This is a genomic window from Bradyrhizobium sp. USDA 4516, from assembly GCF_054055915.1.
On record NZ_JBSRXT010000001.1, the window covers coordinates 6,137,375 to 6,154,860 of the forward strand.

General features: G+C 63.2%; 23 protein-coding genes. 12 read left to right on the forward strand and 11 right to left on the reverse strand.

The genetic code is table 11. From position 1 onward, the window contains the following. Positions 1–7: 7 nt before the first annotated feature. Entirely contained in the window at positions 8–1,252 is a 1,245-nt protein-coding gene (locus ACVI1L_RS27930; protein WP_076833195.1) for an ABC transporter substrate-binding protein, read from the forward strand. 168 nt (positions 1,253–1,420) lie between these two features. On the opposite strand, the gene ACVI1L_RS27935 is transcribed toward ACVI1L_RS27930, so the two are convergent. Both ACVI1L_RS27935 and ACVI1L_RS27940 read right to left on the reverse strand, forming a co-directional pair. Further along, positions 1,421–2,635, reverse strand: coding sequence for an NAD(P)/FAD-dependent oxidoreductase (locus ACVI1L_RS27935; RefSeq protein WP_456784354.1), 1,215 nt, complete (start codon positions 2,633–2,635; stop codon positions 1,421–1,423). An 83-nt stretch (positions 2,636–2,718) separates the two neighbouring features. Beyond that, the gene (locus ACVI1L_RS27940) at positions 2,719–4,353 is read right to left on the reverse strand and encodes a thiamine pyrophosphate-requiring protein (protein WP_283062661.1); all 1,635 of its coding nucleotides are present in this window, start codon (positions 4,351–4,353) and stop codon (positions 2,719–2,721) included. Positions 4,354–4,777: 424 nt separating this feature from the next. Between ACVI1L_RS27940 and ACVI1L_RS27945 the strand changes: the two genes are divergently transcribed. Further along, on the forward strand, positions 4,778–4,942 hold the full coding sequence (locus tag ACVI1L_RS27945) for a Flp family type IVb pilin (protein WP_016841801.1): 165 nt from the start codon (positions 4,778–4,780) through the stop codon (positions 4,940–4,942). A 30-nt stretch (positions 4,943–4,972) separates the two neighbouring features. Here ACVI1L_RS27945 and ACVI1L_RS27950 read toward each other — a convergent pair whose 3' ends face one another. Beyond that, positions 4,973–5,200: a hypothetical protein gene (locus ACVI1L_RS27950; RefSeq protein WP_016841800.1), complete on the reverse strand. Its 228-nt coding sequence runs from the start codon at positions 5,198–5,200 to the stop codon at positions 4,973–4,975. Between the two features lie 54 nt (positions 5,201–5,254). After that, the gene (gene ku, locus ACVI1L_RS27955) at positions 5,255–6,232 is read right to left on the reverse strand and encodes a non-homologous end joining protein Ku (RefSeq protein WP_057020206.1); all 978 of its coding nucleotides are present in this window, start codon (positions 6,230–6,232) and stop codon (positions 5,255–5,257) included. Positions 6,233–6,496: 264 nt separating this feature from the next. Here ku and ACVI1L_RS27960 point away from each other — a divergent pair, with 264 nt between their 5' ends. Beyond that, on the forward strand, positions 6,497–6,649 hold the full coding sequence (locus tag ACVI1L_RS27960; RefSeq protein ID WP_016841798.1) for a hypothetical protein: 153 nt from the start codon (positions 6,497–6,499) through the stop codon (positions 6,647–6,649). A 148-nt stretch (positions 6,650–6,797) separates the two neighbouring features. Here ACVI1L_RS27960 and ACVI1L_RS27965 read toward each other — a convergent pair whose 3' ends face one another. Continuing rightward, entirely contained in the window at positions 6,798–7,004 is a 207-nt protein-coding gene (locus tag ACVI1L_RS27965; protein WP_456784355.1) for a hypothetical protein, read from the reverse strand. A 56-nt stretch (positions 7,005–7,060) separates the two neighbouring features. Here ACVI1L_RS27965 and ACVI1L_RS27970 point away from each other — a divergent pair, with 56 nt between their 5' ends. The 7 genes from ACVI1L_RS27970 (at position 7,061) to ACVI1L_RS28000 (ending at position 11,036) form a co-directional block, all read left to right on the forward strand. Then, the gene (locus ACVI1L_RS27970; protein ID WP_168856472.1) at positions 7,061–7,219 is read left to right on the forward strand and encodes a hypothetical protein; all 159 of its coding nucleotides are present in this window, start codon (positions 7,061–7,063) and stop codon (positions 7,217–7,219) included. 44 nt (positions 7,220–7,263) lie between these two features. Beyond that, positions 7,264–7,578, forward strand: a complete 315-nt coding sequence (locus ACVI1L_RS27975; protein WP_141342555.1) for a hypothetical protein — start codon at positions 7,264–7,266, stop codon at positions 7,576–7,578. Between the two features lie 169 nt (positions 7,579–7,747). Further along, on the forward strand, positions 7,748–8,026 hold the full coding sequence (locus tag ACVI1L_RS27980) for a hypothetical protein (protein ID WP_057020207.1): 279 nt from the start codon (positions 7,748–7,750) through the stop codon (positions 8,024–8,026). Between the two features lie 55 nt (positions 8,027–8,081). Beyond that, positions 8,082–8,498: a hypothetical protein gene (locus ACVI1L_RS27985; protein WP_057020208.1), complete on the forward strand. Its 417-nt coding sequence runs from the start codon at positions 8,082–8,084 to the stop codon at positions 8,496–8,498. Positions 8,499–8,592: 94 nt separating this feature from the next. Continuing rightward, positions 8,593–9,621, forward strand: a complete 1,029-nt coding sequence (locus tag ACVI1L_RS27990; protein ID WP_456784356.1) for an NAD-dependent epimerase — start codon at positions 8,593–8,595, stop codon at positions 9,619–9,621. Positions 9,622–9,844: 223 nt separating this feature from the next. Then, complete coding sequence (locus ACVI1L_RS27995; RefSeq protein ID WP_456785617.1) at positions 9,845–10,060, forward strand: hypothetical protein; 216 nt, start codon at positions 9,845–9,847, stop codon at positions 10,058–10,060. A 766-nt stretch (positions 10,061–10,826) separates the two neighbouring features. Continuing rightward, the gene (locus ACVI1L_RS28000) at positions 10,827–11,036 is read left to right on the forward strand and encodes a hypothetical protein (protein ID WP_016841790.1); all 210 of its coding nucleotides are present in this window, start codon (positions 10,827–10,829) and stop codon (positions 11,034–11,036) included. Positions 11,037–11,222: 186 nt separating this feature from the next. On the opposite strand, the gene ACVI1L_RS28005 is transcribed toward ACVI1L_RS28000, so the two are convergent. Continuing rightward, positions 11,223–11,411, reverse strand: a complete 189-nt coding sequence (locus ACVI1L_RS28005; protein WP_028331611.1) for a hypothetical protein — start codon at positions 11,409–11,411, stop codon at positions 11,223–11,225. Between the two features lie 667 nt (positions 11,412–12,078). On the opposite strand from ACVI1L_RS28005, the gene ACVI1L_RS28010 reads away from it, so the two are divergent. Continuing rightward, a complete protein-coding gene (locus tag ACVI1L_RS28010; RefSeq protein WP_018270679.1) occupies positions 12,079–12,453 on the forward strand; it encodes a helix-turn-helix domain-containing protein in 375 nt (124 codons plus the stop codon). 13 nt (positions 12,454–12,466) lie between these two features. Here ACVI1L_RS28010 and ACVI1L_RS28015 read toward each other — a convergent pair whose 3' ends face one another. Further along, complete coding sequence (locus tag ACVI1L_RS28015; protein ID WP_016841787.1) at positions 12,467–12,772, reverse strand: hypothetical protein; 306 nt, start codon at positions 12,770–12,772, stop codon at positions 12,467–12,469. A gap of 119 nt (positions 12,773–12,891) precedes the next feature. Here ACVI1L_RS28015 and ACVI1L_RS28020 point away from each other — a divergent pair, with 119 nt between their 5' ends. Then, entirely contained in the window at positions 12,892–14,310 is a 1,419-nt protein-coding gene (locus ACVI1L_RS28020; protein ID WP_456784357.1) for an undecaprenyl-phosphate glucose phosphotransferase, read from the forward strand. A gap of 29 nt (positions 14,311–14,339) precedes the next feature. Here ACVI1L_RS28020 and ACVI1L_RS28025 read toward each other — a convergent pair whose 3' ends face one another. The 4 genes from ACVI1L_RS28025 to ACVI1L_RS28040 form a co-directional block, all read right to left on the reverse strand. After that, complete coding sequence (locus tag ACVI1L_RS28025; protein WP_057020211.1) at positions 14,340–14,924, reverse strand: hypothetical protein; 585 nt, start codon at positions 14,922–14,924, stop codon at positions 14,340–14,342. Positions 14,925–14,928: 4 nt separating this feature from the next. After that, positions 14,929–15,705, reverse strand: a complete 777-nt coding sequence (locus ACVI1L_RS28030) for a metallophosphoesterase family protein (RefSeq protein WP_082654012.1) — start codon at positions 15,703–15,705, stop codon at positions 14,929–14,931. Positions 15,706–15,712: 7 nt separating this feature from the next. Further along, on the reverse strand, positions 15,713–16,996 hold the full coding sequence (locus ACVI1L_RS28035; protein WP_456784358.1) for a hypothetical protein: 1,284 nt from the start codon (positions 16,994–16,996) through the stop codon (positions 15,713–15,715). Between the two features lie 109 nt (positions 16,997–17,105). Then, entirely contained in the window at positions 17,106–17,390 is a 285-nt protein-coding gene (locus ACVI1L_RS28040) for a hypothetical protein (RefSeq protein WP_156436514.1), read from the reverse strand. Positions 17,391–17,486 lie beyond the last annotated feature (96 nt).

Consider the following 17,486-nt stretch of genomic DNA (forward strand, 5'->3'; position numbering starts at 1 on the left):
GGAGATCATGATGACAGCATATTCAACCGCGACCCGCGTGAGCCTGTTGGCCTCGGCGCTCGCGCTCTGCCTCGCGGCACCGGCCTATGCGCAGTCCAAGGACCCGATCAAGATCGGTATCATTGCCGAAGTGCAGTCGATCGCGGGCGCGGCGACGCCGGGCGGCGCGCAGATCGCAGCCGACGAGATCAACGCCAAGGGCGGCGTGATGGGCCGCAAGATCGAGATCGTCACCTACGACAACAAGAGCTCGTCGGCGGACTCGGTGCGCGCCTTCCAGCGCGCGGTGAGCGAGGACAAGGTTTCGGCCGTGATCGCGAGTTACATCAGCGAGGTCGTGCTGGCGCTCGAGCCGTGGGCTGCGCGGCTGAAGATGCCGCTGATCACGCCCGGCGCCGCCTCGAACGAGATCACCAAGGCGGTGCACAACGACTATGAGAAGAACAAGTACACCTTCCACGGCTACCTGACCTCGGCCGCGCAGGCGCAGCTGGTCTGCGACGCGGCCAAGGAGCTGTTGGTCGACCAGCTCAAGTTCAAGTCGGTCGCGATCATGAGCGAGGACGCGGCCTGGACCAAGCCGCTCGACGTCGGCTACGAGGCCTGCCTGCCGAAAGCGGGCCTGAAGGTGGTCGAGCACATTCGCTTCTCGCCCGACACCACCGACTTCACGCCGATCTTCAACAAGATGGAAGCCGCCAAGCCCGACGTGATCGTCACCGGCATCTCCCATGTCGGCGTGCAGCCGACCGTGCAGTGGAAGAACCAGCAGGTGCCGATCCCGATGTTCGGCATCAGCGCGCAGGCGCTGAGCCCGACCTTCTGGGGCGATACCAACGGCGCGGCCGAGGGCGTGCCCTCGCTCGCGGTGGCAACGCCCGATGTTGCGGTAACGCCGAAGACCAAGCCGTTTGCGGCGGCGTTCAAGGCCAAGTTCGGCACGCCGCCGGCCTATACCGGCTACACCGCCTATGACGAGGTCTACATCATCGCCGAGGCGATCCAGCGCGCCGGCTCGACCGATCCGGACAAGATGGTGACCGAGCTCGAGAAGACCGACTTCGAGGGCACGATCGGCAAGATCCAGTTCTACGGCAAGAACGACGAGTTCACCCACGGCATCAAGTCCGGTCCGGGCGCGGTGACCGGCCTCGTGTTCCAGTGGCAGGGCGGCAAGCAGATCACGGTCTGGCCGAAGGCGATCGCCGAGGGCCAGATGAAGTTTCCGAACTTCGTGAAGCTGTCGCAGTAGCAGACGTACTCGCCGTCGTTGCGAGGAGCTCGCGACAAAATTGCGAAGCCATTTTGCGCTGTAGCGACGAAGCAATCCATCTGGATTGCTTCGCGGAGCCTGTCATCCGGCGGCGCTTCGCGCCGACCGGGTGGCTCGCAATGACGATCGGCGAATGTGAGTCCCAAACTACTTGCGCGTCGGCGGCGCCGTCTGGATCGTCGGCGCGGCCGCGGCGAGCAGCGCGGCGCGGTCGCCGTTGCGTGGCGGATAGATGCGCTGCTGGTTGATGGTCTGCTTGGTGAGCTTGGCGGCGGCGCCTGTGGTGTGCACCTCGCGGTCCCAGCCGGTGGTGTAGAGCGCACCCCAGGCGCCGAGATCGAGCACCGTCACATACCAGTCGATATTGAGCTGCAGCAGCTTCTCGCCAAACAGGTCCGCCACCACATTGTGGCCGGCGAAGCGGCCCATCGGCCGCGCGAACTGGCACGACATCACGGTCGGGTGCTCGCCGTCGATCAGGCAGGCGGCGACGTCGCCGGCGGCGAAGACGTCCGCAAGGCCTTCGACGCGCATGGTATGGTCGACCTTGATGCGGCCGAGCGCGTCGCGCCTGGCCGGCAGCGAGGCGGCGAGGGGGCTGGCGCGCATGCCGGCGCACCACACCACGGTTTTGGTCGGAATGATCTCGCCGCTATCGAGCGTGATGCTGTCGGCGCCGACGGCACTGACCCGGACATTCAGCCGCGTCTCGACGCCGAGCGCGGCCAGCGCCTCGTTGATGACCGGGCGGCCATGCGCGCCGAAGGTCGCGCCGACGACGGGATTGGGATCGATCAGGATGACCCGATGATCGCCGGCGATGCCGGCGTGCGCCAGCTTGGCCGGCATCTCGGTCGCGACCTCGATCCCGGTGAACCCTGCGCCGACGACCGCGATGCTCGCGCGTGCCTCTGACGGCGGCTCTTTACCGAGCGCCGCCAGATGCGTGTCGAGCCGCATCGCTGCTTCATACGTGTCGACATCGAAGCCGTGGGCGGCAAGGCCCGGGATGGCGGGGCGGACCAACTCGCTGCCGGTGGTCAGCACCAGCCGGTCGTAGCTCACAACCTCCGCGCCCGCGCCCGTCCTCACCGTGACGGCGCGCGTCGCCGGATCGATCGCCGCGACCTCGGCCACCATGTGGCCGACGCCAACCGGATCGAGCAGGTCCTTGAGCGGCAGCGCGACGTCGCCGAGATCGACCTCGTAATTGCGCACCCGGATGTTGTGATAGGCGTTGCGATCGACGACGAGAATTTCGGTGTCTGCTGCCCGCGCACCGATCTCGTCGCGCTTGCGGGCTGCGCCGAGCGCGGCCCATAGCCCGGCAAAGCCGGCCCCCAGCACCAGGATGCGCGCCATCTCTCCCTCCGAAGTTGCACCGGAGGGAGCTTGCCTGCGCTGGCGCGGTCAAATCAAGTGGCAGAGCGGCGTGTGAGGTGCCGTCACGTCCCCGGCCGCGACACCTCGGTCTCCTTGCTGGTGATGAATTCCAGCAGCACCGGCACGCCTTCCTTGGTCTTCTGGATGCCGCGCTTGATCGCGGGGATGATGTCCTCGGGCTTGGTCACCCGTTCGCCGTAGCCGCCGAAGGCGCGGGCCATCGCGGCGTAATCGCCGGAGATGTCGGTCGAGCGGTATTTCTCGGTCGAGATCGGCATCACCTTCAATTCGATCGCCATCGAGAAATTGTTGAGCAGGATCGACATGATCGGAATCCGCTCGCGCACCGCGGTCTCGAAGTCCATCCCCGTAAAGCCGATCGCGGCGTCGCCCCAGACATTGATGCAGAGCTTGTCCGGCTTGGCGAGCTTGGCGCCCATCGCGAGACCAAGGCCGTAGCCGAGCTGCGTGGTCTTGCCCCAGCCGATATAGGACAGCGGCTCGACGGACTTCCAGAACGGCGAAAGCTGGTCGCGCGGGCTGCCGGCGTCGTGGGTGATGACGGTGTTGTGGATGTCGACGGTGTGCTGCAGGTCCCACAGCACGCGGTAGGGATTGAGCGGCGCGTCGTTGTGCGTCAGCTTCGGCATCCACTTGGCGAGCCACTCCTTGTGGGAGGCGGCGATCTCCTCGGCGACCGCGCTTGCGTTGCGGTCCGAGGTCACGGTCTTGCCGATCTCCTCCAGCAGCGCGTCGAGCACCAGGCCGGCGTCGCCGACGAGGCCGACCTTGGCCTCGACATCCTTGTTGATGTGGTTCGGATCGAGCGTCGAATGGATGATGGTCTTGCCCTTCGGCATCGCGATGCCGAATGACGTCTCGGTGAAGGAGCAGCCGATGCCGAAGATCACGTCGGCTTCGGAAAGAAATTTCGGCACCGCGCGCGGCACCGCGAGGCCGCCGGAGCCGAGCGAGAGCGGGTGCGTCTCGGGGAAGGACGACTTGCCGCCGAGGCTGGTGGTGACCGGGATCGCGAGCCGTTCGGCGAGGCGCTTCAGCTGCGGCCAGGCCTTTGCATAGTGCACGCCCTGGCCGGCATAGATCACCGGACGCTTGGCGCCAACGAGCAGGGCGGCCGCTTCCTTCACATGGACGGGGTCGGCGCCGTAGCGGGTGCGCAGCACCGGGGTGTAGTTCAAGGGCTCCGGCACCTCCTCGTTCCACATGTCGGCGGGGATTTCGACGATGACCGGCCCGCCGCGGCCGTTCTTCAATTTTGTAAATGCCCGCCGAAAGATGTTGCAGACCTCGGCTGCGATGTTGATCGGCTCCGACGATTTTGAAAACGCCTTCATCGCCTGGCTGGAATTGAAGTTCGGGTCGATATTCGCCAGTCGACGCGCATAGCCCATCGGCAGCACAAGGACGGGCACGGATTCGCCGTAGCATTGCGCGACGCCGCCCATCGCGTTCTCCGCGCCGGGGCCGTGCTGCATGCAGAAGGCGCCGATCTTCTCGCCCGATGTGACGCGGGAGATCGCGTCTGCCATGTGCACGCCGATGCGCTCCTGGCGCACCATCACCGGGCGGATGTCGGCATTGGCGGCGTATTCGATCAGGTGGTTGACCGGGTAGCCCGTGAGGATCTCGATCCCCTCGCGCTTCATGATTTCCGCGATCGCGGTGCCGAGCTTCATGACGGTCACTCCCTTTGCATGCGGCCGGTTCGTTCCGGCCTCGTTGTCGCCTGTCCGATAAAGGAACAGGATTCCGCGGCACCGGTAAAGCGCGGCCGGGGCCGGATCAGGTAGTTCTGATATGCGTTTACGACTGGAGCTGTTTCCGGTCAGACAGGATCAGAACGGAGCTCTAGATACTTGTTTTGACGCGTTTTCTTTGCGCGAGCCGGTGTCCACTTCGCTGGAAAGCGCTCCGGCCGCGGCCAAGTGCCTCGCCCGGCGGCAACCCGATGCAGGCAGAACTAGCACGGAAATTCGCTGCAACTTTTAAGCGACCGTTCATCCTTTCCCTCAATGGGCCGTCAACCAATGTGGCCTAGTTTGGCCGGCATATTACTACGGCGCGGGAGAAAAAGCCGCGAGCGTCGGACAGGAGCTTTTCATGCGCGCGTTGATGGCAAGGTTTCTGCGTGATGAGGTCGGGGCGACGGCCATTGAATACGCCATCATCGCCGGAGGCATCAGCATCGTGATCGTCGCCGGCGTCAGGGGCATCGGCACCAGCGTGAGCGGCCAATTCAATGCCGTCAGCTCGGCATTCAAGTAAGCCCTGCCGGCAGCTCGGCATTTTCCGGATTCAGTCGTCCCCGTTCAACGCGCGCAGCATCGCGATGCGCGCGAACATCAACCAGCCGGCGCCTTGTTCCGCCGCATTGATCAGATGCTCGACCGCGATCTGCCAGCGCGTTTCCTGCTGGGTGTCTTCCGATAGCTTCATGATGTAGTCGGCGGCGTGCTGCAGCGTCACCAGTGTGCCGCCGCGATGCAGCGCGATCGGTTCGTCAAACGGCGTCGACCAGGGCATCTCGACCGGAACATCTCAGGCGCTGTGGACCGGGCTCATCTTGCGGTCGCTGCGCTAGCCTGCCTTCTTGCGCGCCGCGGTGCCCTGGGCGCGCGTTGTCTTCTCGGCCTTCTTCGGCTCGGGTTTGGCGGCCTCCTTGGGCTCGCGCTTGCCGCTGCCCGAGATCGGCAGCAGCATTTCGCGCTGGCCCTCGATGCGCTTCTTCGGCTTCTTGCCCTTCGCGGCCTTTGCCTCGGCCTTGGCGGGCGCGGCCTGCTTCTCGTTGGCAAGGCTCTTCTTCAGCGCGTCCATCAGGTTGATGACGTTGCCGCTGGTCTTCGCCGCGGGCTTGGCGACCTTGATGCCGTTGCGCTTCTGGTTGATCAGGTCGATCAGCGCCTGCTCGTAGCGGTCCTCGAACTCCTCCGGATCGAAGTCGGCGGACTTCTGCTCGACGATGTGCCTGGCGAGATCGAGCATGTCCTTGGTGATCTTCACATCCTGGATGTCGTCGAAATACTCCTTCTCGCTGCGCACTTCATACGGGTAGCGCAACAGTGTGCCCATCAGCCCGTTGTCGAGCGGCTCGAGCGCGATGATGTGCTCGCGATTGGTCAACACCACGCGGCCGATCGCGACCTTGTTCAGGCTGCGGATGGTCTCGCGGATCACCGCAAAGGCGTCGTGGCCGACCTTGCCGTCGGGAACGAGGTAGTAGGGACGGATCAGATAGCGGCTGTCGATCTCGCTGCGCGGCACGAATTCGTCGATCTCGATGGTGCGGGTCGAATCCAGCGCGATGTCGTCGAGCTCTTCCTTGGTGACCTCGATATAGGTGTCGGTGTCGACCTTGTAGCCCTTCATGATGTCTTCGGTGGAGACTTCCTCGCCGGTCTCCGCGTCGACCTTGGCGTATTTGATCCGGTGGCCGGTCTTGCGGTTGATCTGGTTGAAGGAGACCTTTTCGGTATCCGATGTCGCCGGGTACAGGGCAACCGGGCAAGTCACGAGCGAAAGGCGCAAAAAGCCCTTCCAATTGGCGCGAGGGGCCATGGGGAAACTCCAGGGAAACTCCGATTACGCAACCGACGGAACGGTCAAGGATAACACCGGGAACCCCAGTTTGAAACAACACGGCCCGGTGAATCTCGCAACGGCGTTAACCGTGTCCTCGCGCTGCGCCCGTTTGACGCGGCGGGCGGGACTGCCGTCGGCCCAGCCGTCAACGCTCTCGGAACATCGCTCCCGATCACGCGTTGGCTGTCGAAGGGGCGCGGCAAACGCCGGAATTGCAGGCACTTAAGCAAAGAGGTTGCCATGGCAACGGAACGACACGGTCAAATCGTCGAAACCCCGACCGAGGCACGGCAGGCCGAGCCTGGACCTTCGGTTCTCGCGCTGCTCACGGCCTCGACAGGGCTGGCCGTCCTGATCCTCGGCATTGTCTGGTTCGCCTTTTTCCGCGTGTGAGGCGATTATCATTGGTTGACCGCGTGCGAGGACTTGATTGTTAAACTGAGAGGCAGGGCGAAGCGGGCAGATTGCTCCCGGGAAGAATCCGTTCGGTCGCGCCGGCCTCCGGCGCGCGGCTATCCTGCATGCCGGCCACATCGCCTGGTCAAGCTGCACGACCGTCTTGATCGACGTATGTGACGTCGGGCGAGGATCCGAAGGGAAATTCCGGCGCGCGGGCCGCCGCGATCGCCGACGTAAAATTCCTGATCGTGTCGAACGGAATTTCCACTGCGCGATGGCGTGCGGCCTGGCGGCGTTTTGCAGCGGTGATCTGTGATGCGCGATGCGAATGGCTGCTGCGAGGCGTCACGAGATCATCGAAATTGACTGCTAGCTGATTTGAATCAGTTACGCCTTGAGCCTGAGATGTTCTATTCGCAAGAAGAAAAAAACTCGTTGCTGGCGCGCTTCAAGGAGAAAAGCGTTTCAGGTGTCTTCGTCGGACTGACGGTGCTGGCGATGGCGGGGTGGATTTATCTTCTCAGCTCGATGTTCCTGAAATTCATGCTCTGGTGGTTCTCCTGAGACGTTCTCTCGCGAGAACAATTATTGTCGACGCCTGATCATTGATGCGTCGTTCGATTGCACAAAAATTCCAGCGGCTGAACAATCTTTCGGCGCGTCCAATCATGATGTCGTCACAACTTCGAATGTTAATAACATCGGGGCGAACGTGGACGGTTGTGATGGTTTCTCCTGCTCTGATTCTCGCGGCGGTGTTCGTCGCAGGCTTCTTCTCCGGTTTCGCCGCGCGCTCGTGGCGGTCGCACAAGCGCCGCGCGCAATATCGGATCTATGCACCGTATGTGGCGCCATCAGCCGCGAAATCGTCGAGGCGGGAACAGCCGGTCAGTGCGTTCGGCCACATGCGTCGCGCGTTCTAGCGGAGTAGTTCGATCGAGGTAGCGCGACGGTGTGCGGTGAGTTGGGGTTGGCTGGCAACATGCAATCGGTCATCATGTCGGCGTCCGTCGCGGCAGGCGGGTTGGTTGCATGCCAGCGTGCCCCTGATCTCGTCGCCAGCCCCGCGGATCGCAAGGGAACTTTCACGTCATGAGTGATCTCAGGGGGCATTCGCCAAGGCGGTATGTCGTCGATGTCAGTGGCAAGCGTGTGCTGGTCGGGCTGACGCTTGAGGAGACGTCGGAGTTCGAGGATCTGGACTCCTCGCTGCCGGGACTGGCGGACGGGCACGATAACGGGACGGGCCTGGTGCCGTCAGCCGGTGAGGGACGGTGGCTCGAGCTCTATGACAAGCACGACAAGGCCTGGATCAAGTGGAAAGCCGACCTGAGGGCCGGGCACGAGGGCAATTCACCCTTTTTTAACTAAGACCGGGCGATTTTGACCTGTGCTGCCTCAATGGGCCCGAACCGGATACTGACAGATGTTTCAGCTGTTTTTGCGGTCTCGCGCGCAGGACCTGATCAAATCGCGGCGCGGCGAGGAAGGTTTCAAGGCACGCTCGGCCGAGCGCGATGCCGAGACCGATCGCGCCCGGATCGGATCGATCATGGCCGCGATCGAGGCCGCGTTGCAGGCGGCCGAAAGCGAGCAATCCGGTCTTGGCCGCCGCGTCGATGATGTTCTGGCCCGTGCCGCGGTGACTCTCGGCAACGGCACTGACGAATATCTGGAACGCGAGGCGCTTGACAACTATCATCAAGACCTGTTTGACGCCGAGATCTCCAACGGCCAGCGCCGGCTGAAGGAATTGGCGACCGAGATTGCGCACTTCAAGTTCATGAAGGCCGCGGTCCTGAGCCGCTTTCCAGACTACAAGCCTCCGGCCGCCAGCAACTGACGCCTGGCGGCGCGCAACGCGAAGACAGCTGCGGCTGCCGCGTGTAACGGCTTATTCGAATGGTCCGGCGCAAGGCGAAAGGCACGGGCAAGACGTGGTGATCGCAGGCAATCTACTCGTCACGGGCTGCGCCGGCTTCATCGGCTTCCATCTGGCGGAGCATCTGCTGCGGGCAGGGCAGCCGGTCATCGGCCTCGACAATCTGAACGACTATTACGACCCGGCGCTCAAGCGCGCGCGCCTCGATCTGCTCAAGCAGCACCGTGGCTTCACCTTCGTGGAGCTCGACCTCGCCGACCGAGCCGGCATGAAGGCGCTGTTCGAGCGTTATCGCTTCGAGGTCGTGGTGCATCTCGCCGCGCAGGCCGGCGTGCGCTATTCCCTGCAGAACCCGCACGCCTATGCGGATTCCAATCTGGAGGGCTTCCTCAACGTCCTCGAGGGCTGCCGACACACCGCGTGCAAGCACCTGTTGTTTGCGTCCTCATCGTCGGTCTATGGCGCCAACACCAAATTGCCGTTTTCGGTCCACGACAATGTCGACCATCCGGTCAGCCTGTACGCCGCGACCAAGAAGGCCAACGAGCTGATCGCCCATTCCTATAGCCATCTGTATCGCGTACCGGCAACCGGGCTGCGGTTTTTCACCGTGTATGGGACGTGGTATCGGCCGGACATGGCGCTCTATGCGTTCGCCGACGCGATCACCAAGGGCAAGCCGATCCAGCTGTTCAACAACGGCAACATGCGGCGCGACTTCACCTATGTCGACGACGTGGTTGAGGCGATGGTGCGGTTGATCAGCCTCGCGCCGGAAGGCGACGTCAACTGGTCGGGAGCGCATCCCGATCCGGGCTCGAGCCGGGCGCCGTGGCGGGTCTACAATATCGGCAACAGCAGGCCGGAAGAACTGATGCATGTGGTGGCGCTGCTCGAGCAGGGCTTGGGGCGGCAGGCCGAAAAGCAGTTGATACCGATGCAACCGGGAGATGTACTGGAGACGTCCGCCGACGTCTCCGACCTGGAGCGTGAAATCGGCTTCCGCCCGCAGACGCGGATCGAGGATGGCATTGCCAGGTTTGTCGCCTGGTATCGGGCCTATCACGACGTCGATCGGACCTAGGCGCCGCGAGAAGCGTCGTCGTGTTCCAGCTCGCGGTCAGAGCTTGATCTTCGCGCAAACGCGATCCGCGTTTTGTTGCGACGGAAGACCGCTTCGCACTTCTCCGGATCATGCTTTAGTGCGCTCATTGCGAGTCCGGGCTCGAGAAAAAAACTGATTCAGTTTGGAACGGAGTGTGGCAATGCGAGTTATCTCGGGTTCTGCGATCGCCTCAGCCGTGATCATGATCTCCAGCGCAATGGTTCCCGCGCATGCGATCGACGTGCAGGTGGCGCGCGCCTGCGACGCCTTGGTCGCGAAGGCATTTCCGCCGCTACAGCCCGGCAATCCCGCTTCCGGGAGCGCGCGGGGAGGCGCCAAAGCCCAGCGGGACTATTTCAACAAGTGCGTCGCCAATGGTGGCAAGATGGACGAAGATACGCCTCCTAAATCGAAATAGCGCGCGATCGCGACGCGGGGCGAATTAGCGATGCTTATGGCGAATCTTCGCTGTCGCTGCTGTTCGTGGGGACTGTGCAAGCGTGCGAATGCAGCGACAGGCGCGCGAAAGGCGTTCACTCCCACTGTTCAAGCCGGACGCTTCGGTCCCGCTCATTTTAATTAGAATAGCGTTAGCGCGGTTGGGTCCGGCGGAGGCGAAATCGCGTTTGGTCCGATGTTCAGCGTTGAATTCATTTCGCTGGATTGCTCGAGCGCTTCAGGACACCGTCAGCCGCTTCAATATTAGCAACCGGTCGAAACACTCTGCGATCCTTGATGGACGTGGCAGCAGCAGATTTTGCGTCTACGGAGCAGCTTTGGTGGAATATCTTGTGTGCAGCTGAGCGCGTCCCTTGAAGCGCGATCGCTGTAACACGGCGACATTGTGATAGCCGGACAATGCACGTTCGGTTGAACGACTTGGCAGCCATCAATGATCACTAAGCAATATCATGCGCTTGGTAGAGCTTCCGACCCACATTGAGCCGCGTTGTCCAGCCGCGCGCCTCATAGCTGCCGCTGCCAACTCATCTGTACGACACATCAAAGGCCGCCGATCGGGCGCTTCGCGATCAGGTTGTGGAACCTGATTGAGAAAATTTAACTCGGAGCCATGTTGGTCGCAAACCTGCCCCATTAACCGCCTTCCATGTGCGCGGAATAACCCTGTCATCGAAACTTCAATCACATCGCTCATACCCTTAACCGCAGAGCGAGGGCGCGCCATGAAGCAGCACAAAGTTCAACATTTGCATCAGCCGATCGAAGAGGCGTTGCTCGCGACCAATCAATCGCTGCGCAACGAAGTCGTTGCGTTGATGCTTGATATCGCTGAGTTACGTGAAATCCAGGAACGCCCGGGCTCGTCGCGTTCGTTCGGCATGTCTCGAGAGCAGAACACCCCGCGCGTCGCGCTGCGCCGGGTTCACAGCTGAAGTCCGTCAGCCTCTTTCTCATCGGCAGAATATGCGGCCACATCCTCGCCAATCCGGCGAGCATGCTCGCGCGCCTGCAGTTGCGGACATTTCAATTCTAAATTGAATGATGCGCTGGCCCGATGCTCGTTTAGGCGAGCTGGCGGACGTTGCTGCGGATAATCGCGGTCGTGAGGGTGGGGGCGGTCAGTGCTCCAGCGGCACGGACTTGCGTGCCCCGACATCGGACAGACGCTCGCGCAGGATCCAATTCTGCAAGACCAGTTCGACCGCGGTATGCCGGAGCTCGCAATTCTCCGCGACGAGGCGTTCCAGGATGTCGGCCGCCTCGCTTGACGCGGGTTGGTTCCCCTCGAAGACCTTGAGACGCGCCATGGTGTCGATCCTCGCAAAAATGTTGATCAGAGGCTGGCTCTGACAAGCGTCAGCACAGAATGGTTCGCGGATTATCGGGCGGACGTGGTTCCGCCTGATGGCCTCGGGTGGGAAAGCGCTTAATTGATAATTCGTGGATCGAGATATGAGCGTTAGGTTTCGTGAAAATAATCCTCAAATATGTTGAAACCCTCGTGACACCTAACATCCTAGTAACTACTGCTGGGCGTGTATGCCCGCAAGCGGCCGGACGCGAAACTCGCGGGATTAATTTGTTAGAAATTTGTGAAAGTTGCGCTTGACCGGTGGGGCGATTATCGCGGCGAGGCATGGCGCACTCACAATCTGTCGAGAGACCGATTGAATATTCTCATTTGCTTCCCGTTTGAGAATGCAAACAGTGCGCCAGTTATCCCGATCAAACTCTCATACACAGAAAGTCGTATAACTTTTTTTATCGGGCCCTTTCAGCGGAGGAATATTCCCCGTATATTCCGCTCAATACCTTGCAGCTTCGGCGTTTCTTCGCACTATGTGTTGCTGCCGACCGGCAAGTTCGAGGCTCCCGAAAGGCCCCCGGGAAACCCTCAATTTGAATTTCCTGTTGCATTTACATAGCTTATAGGCCATGCGATGATTGCTAATCTAGGGGGCAATGAGATGACCAATGAGGCGTCATTCTACTGAGGAGATCAGTTCCAAGGTCAAACAGGCCGAGGAACTCATGGCGCGGGGGCAGTCCCAGGCCCAAGCGTGCAAGGTGCTGGGCGTTAGCGTGATGACGTTTCATCGCTGGCGCAAGCAGGAGGCCGCACGCGGCCACCAGGCGAATGGTACTGTTACCGAATTCGCCGCTCGCACCGATGATAGAGATGGGATCCCCCCTGTCCATAACCGTATTGATGAATTACGGCTGGAAAATGAACGGCTGCGCCGGATCGTGACCGACTTGCTGCTCGAGAAAATGAAGATCGAGGAAAAGCTTGCGCTCAGGTCCGGCGGCGGGAGCGGCTTGCCCCGCCGTGGTGAAGCCCAAAGCTGACGTAAGCTATCCGTTAGTGGATGCGTGAAGGCCTGGGAGCCAGCAGCAGCTGGTCGCTCAGATGTGCCTTCTCCGACCTTGCGCGCAGCTCTTCGAAGATCGGACGCAGTCTGGCCTGCGCAAGGTCCAGGCCCCTGACGATGTCCTGATTCGGCATGTCGGCCGGGAAGCGGGCCGCGCGCAGCTTTGTCTCGATCGCCTTGACCAGCACCTCGACGTCGTCGCGGTGCTGGCCCGCGACGAGCTCGGCGCCCATCAGGCGGATGAGATGGAGGAGGGCCACCAGCGCGGCCTCGGTTTCGCCAGCCGATGAACTCATGCGCGCTCTCTATCCGATATCCGCAGCAGCTCTTGCGAGCTCACGACCCGCCTGATAATACACACATGAATTGTTAACACGAATGTTAATTCCCGATGACCGACCTTTCGGACGCTCGATTGGCGAAGGTACCGGTTAACTTCGGCGCCTTCTCGTTCGCTTTCGCCTCCCTCGAGGCGTTTGCCGTCGCGTTCGAGATGATAATCGTCGTGCTGTCCAGCATCGTCGGCGGCGCGGCCTATCACCTCTTTTACTACCACACGGTTTATAGCAACAGCTTCGAGGGTTTTCTAGGGATCGGGGTCCTCGCCGCCATCCTTCACATGTTCGTGGCGAAGTCGCAGGGCCTTTACAATGCGCAGGTGCTGGCCGGTCTCGACCGGCGCTGGAGCAGCCTGCTCGGCGGATGGCTGCTGGTCGTTCTGCTGATGACCCTGATCATCTTCCTTTTGAAGGTGGGTTCCGGCGTCTCGCGCGGGTCGGTGCTGTCATTTGGCCTGATCGGCGGCCTCGGGCTGGTCGGCGGACGGATGCTGCTGCAGGCGCCGCTGCAACGCGCGATCGACCGCGGCATGCTGGCAACGCGCCGCGCGGTCGTGGTCGGGATGGCGGACGAATTGTCCCGGGTGCGGCAAGCGAGCCTGCTGCGCGATTTCGGCCTCAGCGAGGTGCGACGGGTCCAGCTCTTCGGATCGTCCGACGACGCCGGCGACCGGGCCGCCGTCGCGTCGGCCATTCTTGCAGCCCGCGAGTGCGGCGCCGACGAGATCATCCTGGCCATGCCCTGGCAGCAGGAGCCGCGCATCCAGTTCGTGTGCGATCAGCTGCGGGCATCGCCGCTGCCGGTGCGGCTGCTGCCGGACCGGACCGCGGAGCGGTTCCTGGCGCTGCGGATGGTGGCGACCGGCCCGATCCCGACGCTGGAAATGCAGCGCTCGCCGCTTACTTCGCTCGAGCGCGCCGGCAAGCGACTGTTCGACATCGTGGCGTCCAGCGGCCTCCTGGTGCTGTTCGCGCCGCTGCTGATCGGAACGGCGATTGCGATCAAGCTCGACTCCAGGGGGCCGGTCCTGTTCCGGCAGCGCCGCAACGGCTTCGACGGCAAGCAATTCACCATTCTCAAATTCCGCTCGATGCACGTGCTCGAGGATGGCGATATCATCACGCAGGCCCGCCCGAACGATCCGCGGCTGACCGGGATCGGCGCGACCCTGCGCCGCCGCAGCATCGACGAACTGCCGCAGCTGGTGAACGTATTGCGCGGCGACATGTCGCTGGTCGGGCCGCGGCCGCACGCGCTGGCGCATGACGACAAATATTCGAAGCTGATCGCGAGCTATGCAGAGCGCCAGCACGTCAAGCCCGGCATCACCGGTCTCGCGCAGGTGCAAGGGCTGCGCGGCGCGACGCCGGCGATCGAGGACATGCAGCTGCGGGTGGCGCATGACCTCATCTACATCAAGAGCTGGAGCTTCGTGCTCGACCTGCGCATCCTGCTGCGCACGGTCGGCGCGGTGTTGCGTCACAAGGGTATCTGACGGCTGGGCATCTGGGCGCCAGGCGCGCGTTACTGCGGAATGCTCTGGTTGGCGTCCTTGAACTCCGCCTCGATGATGCGCCGGTTGGCGTCGCCAGCCACGCGATAGGCCTGCCCGATCGCGCCCTTCAGTTCCGGCGCCCGCGTGAGGATCAGGCGGATCTGCCGCTGCAGCAGGTCGACCAATTCGACATCGCGCGTGGTGTCGACTTGCGCCAGGAGGATCAGGCGCGGCGCGATCAGATCGCTGCGGTTGAAGCCGGTATAGTAGGACATCTTGAGCGCCTTCGACGCGGTCGGGTTCAGCCAGTCGAACCGTCCGGTTGCCGAGGCGAGGCCGAACCAGGCGCCGGCGTCCATCGGCGAGAGGCGAAGCGCCCGCGTGAACGCGGCTTCGGCCGCCTCCGGTGACGTCTGCAATTGGCTCCAGCCGTCGCGCAGCCACAGCTCGCCTCTGACCATGCCGACCTCTGCGGCGATCGCCGGTTTGGCGCGCAATGCATCGGCGGCAAGCCACCAGGCCGACAAGGCCAGCGTCGCCGCGCCGATCGCAGCGGCGGCCGGCACGAAGGCCGGCGAGAGACGCCTCGCATTCCGGCCGATCGCGTCAGCCATCGCATTAGCCATGGCGCGCGGCCCGGTTGCCGGTCATCAGCAGGGTTCGCCGGGCTCCCTCGAGCTTGACGCAGGTCAGGCGGCCGGTCGCATAGGCACCGGTGTCGACATTGATGCGGTTGCGCAGCAGCTCGGCCTCATGCACCGGCGTATGGCCGTGGACCACGACCTTGCCGAAGTCATCTTCCGAGATCAGGAAGTCGTCGCGGATCCAGAGCAGATCCTCCTTGCGCTGCTGGTTGAGCGCGACGCCGGGCCTGACGCCGGCATGGACGAAGAAATAGCGTTTGTGCACATAACAGAGCGGCAGCGAGCGCAGGAAGGCGAGATGGGCCGGCGGCATCTGGCGGATCAATTGCCGGGCGAGCGCCCTGCGTTCGGAAGCGTCGGGATTGGGCGAGGGCGTCAGGCCGTAGGACATCAGCGTTTGCAAGCCGCCAAACTGCCGCCATTGCGCGAGCATGTCGGGATTGACGAGAAATTCCAGCAGGCAGGCCTCGTGATTGCCGAGCAGGCAGACCATGCTGCGGGTGCGGCGGCGTTGTTCGAGCATGGCGATGACATCGCGCGAATCCGGTCCGCGATCGATATAGTCGCCGAGGAACACCTGGATCGGTCGCGCCGGCCGGAACCGACGGATGTCGGCATCGATGCGGGCGCAGATCTCGTGCAGCAGGTCGGCATGACCGTGGATATCGCCGACGGCGTAGATGCAGGTCTCGTCGCCCTCATGTTCGAGATCGCCGGTCTGGCCGACAAGACGCTGGAGGAAGCTGCGCATCTGGCGTCTAGCCCGCCTGCGACCGTGAACGGCTGATCCGCTGTGCCAGTCCTGTTCCGATCACGGCTCCCAACACGATCACTCCGGGCAGCGCCGGCAATTCCGGCAAGGTGAAGCTAGCCAGCAGCAGCGTCAGCAGGACGGCTGCGGCCGATGCAGGGTAGGACCAGTCGCGGCCGCGATTGCGCGCACCGGCCGTGAACGCTGCGATGCAGACGATGATAGCCGCGACTAAAGTCCAGAACATGGCGGAACCGAATTGCGCGATCAAGGCCGCGGCGCTGGTCGCAACCACGGGCCGCGTGGTGGCGCCCTGCCAGTCCATATAGGTCGACGCCAGCGTTGCCGTGGTGCCGGCGCCGCTGCCGAGCGCGGGCAGGTCGGCGAGCAGATTGTGGGTCGATTGCACGAACTCGGACGGTGCATGAACAAAGGCGACCGCAAGCGGCACGTCGGGATGACGATTGCCGATCGCCGTCGCCAGGGCGATCAGCGCGATCGCTGTCGCCGCAGCAGCGCTGCTCCTGCGGTGCAGATGAAGTTTCCGCGCGGCGAAGGTCATCAGGACGAGGGCGATGCCCGCGGCGATCGCGATCGCGGCGCCGCGCCGCCCAACCCAGCAGGCGCTGGCGGCGCAGAGCAGCGCGCCGGCAGCGAGCAGCCAGCGCAGCCGTCTCAATTGGGCGGCGGTGCGGCCATCGGCGTGTCCGCCGACGTCGAGCGCGCGCGCAAGGCCGAGCGGAACGCCAACGAGAACGACGACCAGGAATCCGTTTGCCGTCTCATCGCGTGCAGCGCCAGACCAGACTTTGACCGGATCGCTTGATAGCAGCAGGATCAGGGCCGCGACGGCCGCGGTTGCTGCAACGGTGCGGGCCACCATATCGGCGCGGCGGGCGTCGATCGCGACAGCGGCGGCGGTGATCATGGCTGACATGAGTGACAGCCAGATCAGCAGCGCGCCGAAGCTTGCGCCGGTGTCGATCGTGATGCTGCCGCTGAGCTGTGCTCCCAGCGTTTCGCCGGCGAACTTCCACACCGGATGCGCCAGGACCGCCAGGGGAAGCATCTGCAGGACGATCCAGAGCACCGGCAGAAGCGCCACCGCCACAGCGGCACCGGCGACCGACTTCAGGAACGACAGCTCACCTGGACGGATCGCCGCGAGGCTTGCGAGCAGCCCGAGCGACGTCGCCGCGCCGACGAGACCCGTCGCGAGCGATGCGTCGATGAGACCGAGCGGAATCGACGCCCCGATCAAGATGCAGATGAAGGCCGTGACGTTCCACACGAGAGGGGGAGGTCCTGCAGAGGATGAGACGCAAGGCAGCGGGATGCCCCGGGCTTGCCGCGAGGTCAACGGAAATCGGCCACGCCAAAGCGGGCAGTGTCATGCCCTGCTATTGCGAACGGCGCAGGGCGAGACGTGGCGTCGAGGTGCGAGACCAGAACAGCGGCGCGAAGGCGCCTGCCAGATATCCGATTTGCAGCGCTACGATCGCAGCGATCATGAGCAGCGCGGTTTCCGACCACGACAGGCGCCCGACTCCGATGGCGGCCAACAGCGCGAGTTCCGCGAGCGCCACCGGTGCCAGCACCAGATAGTGCTGGCGCAGCCCGAGAACGGCGCCGCCGATCAAATTGCCAAGGAAAACAAATAACATAACCAAACCCTGCGCCCGCATGGTATCGGGCCGGGCCTAAGCCGGGGTTAACCCGCGCGTCGCCAGCGGGCCGGCGCGGTGCCGGCCGAGCTCGATGGCCTGTGGTTTTGTTAGTCG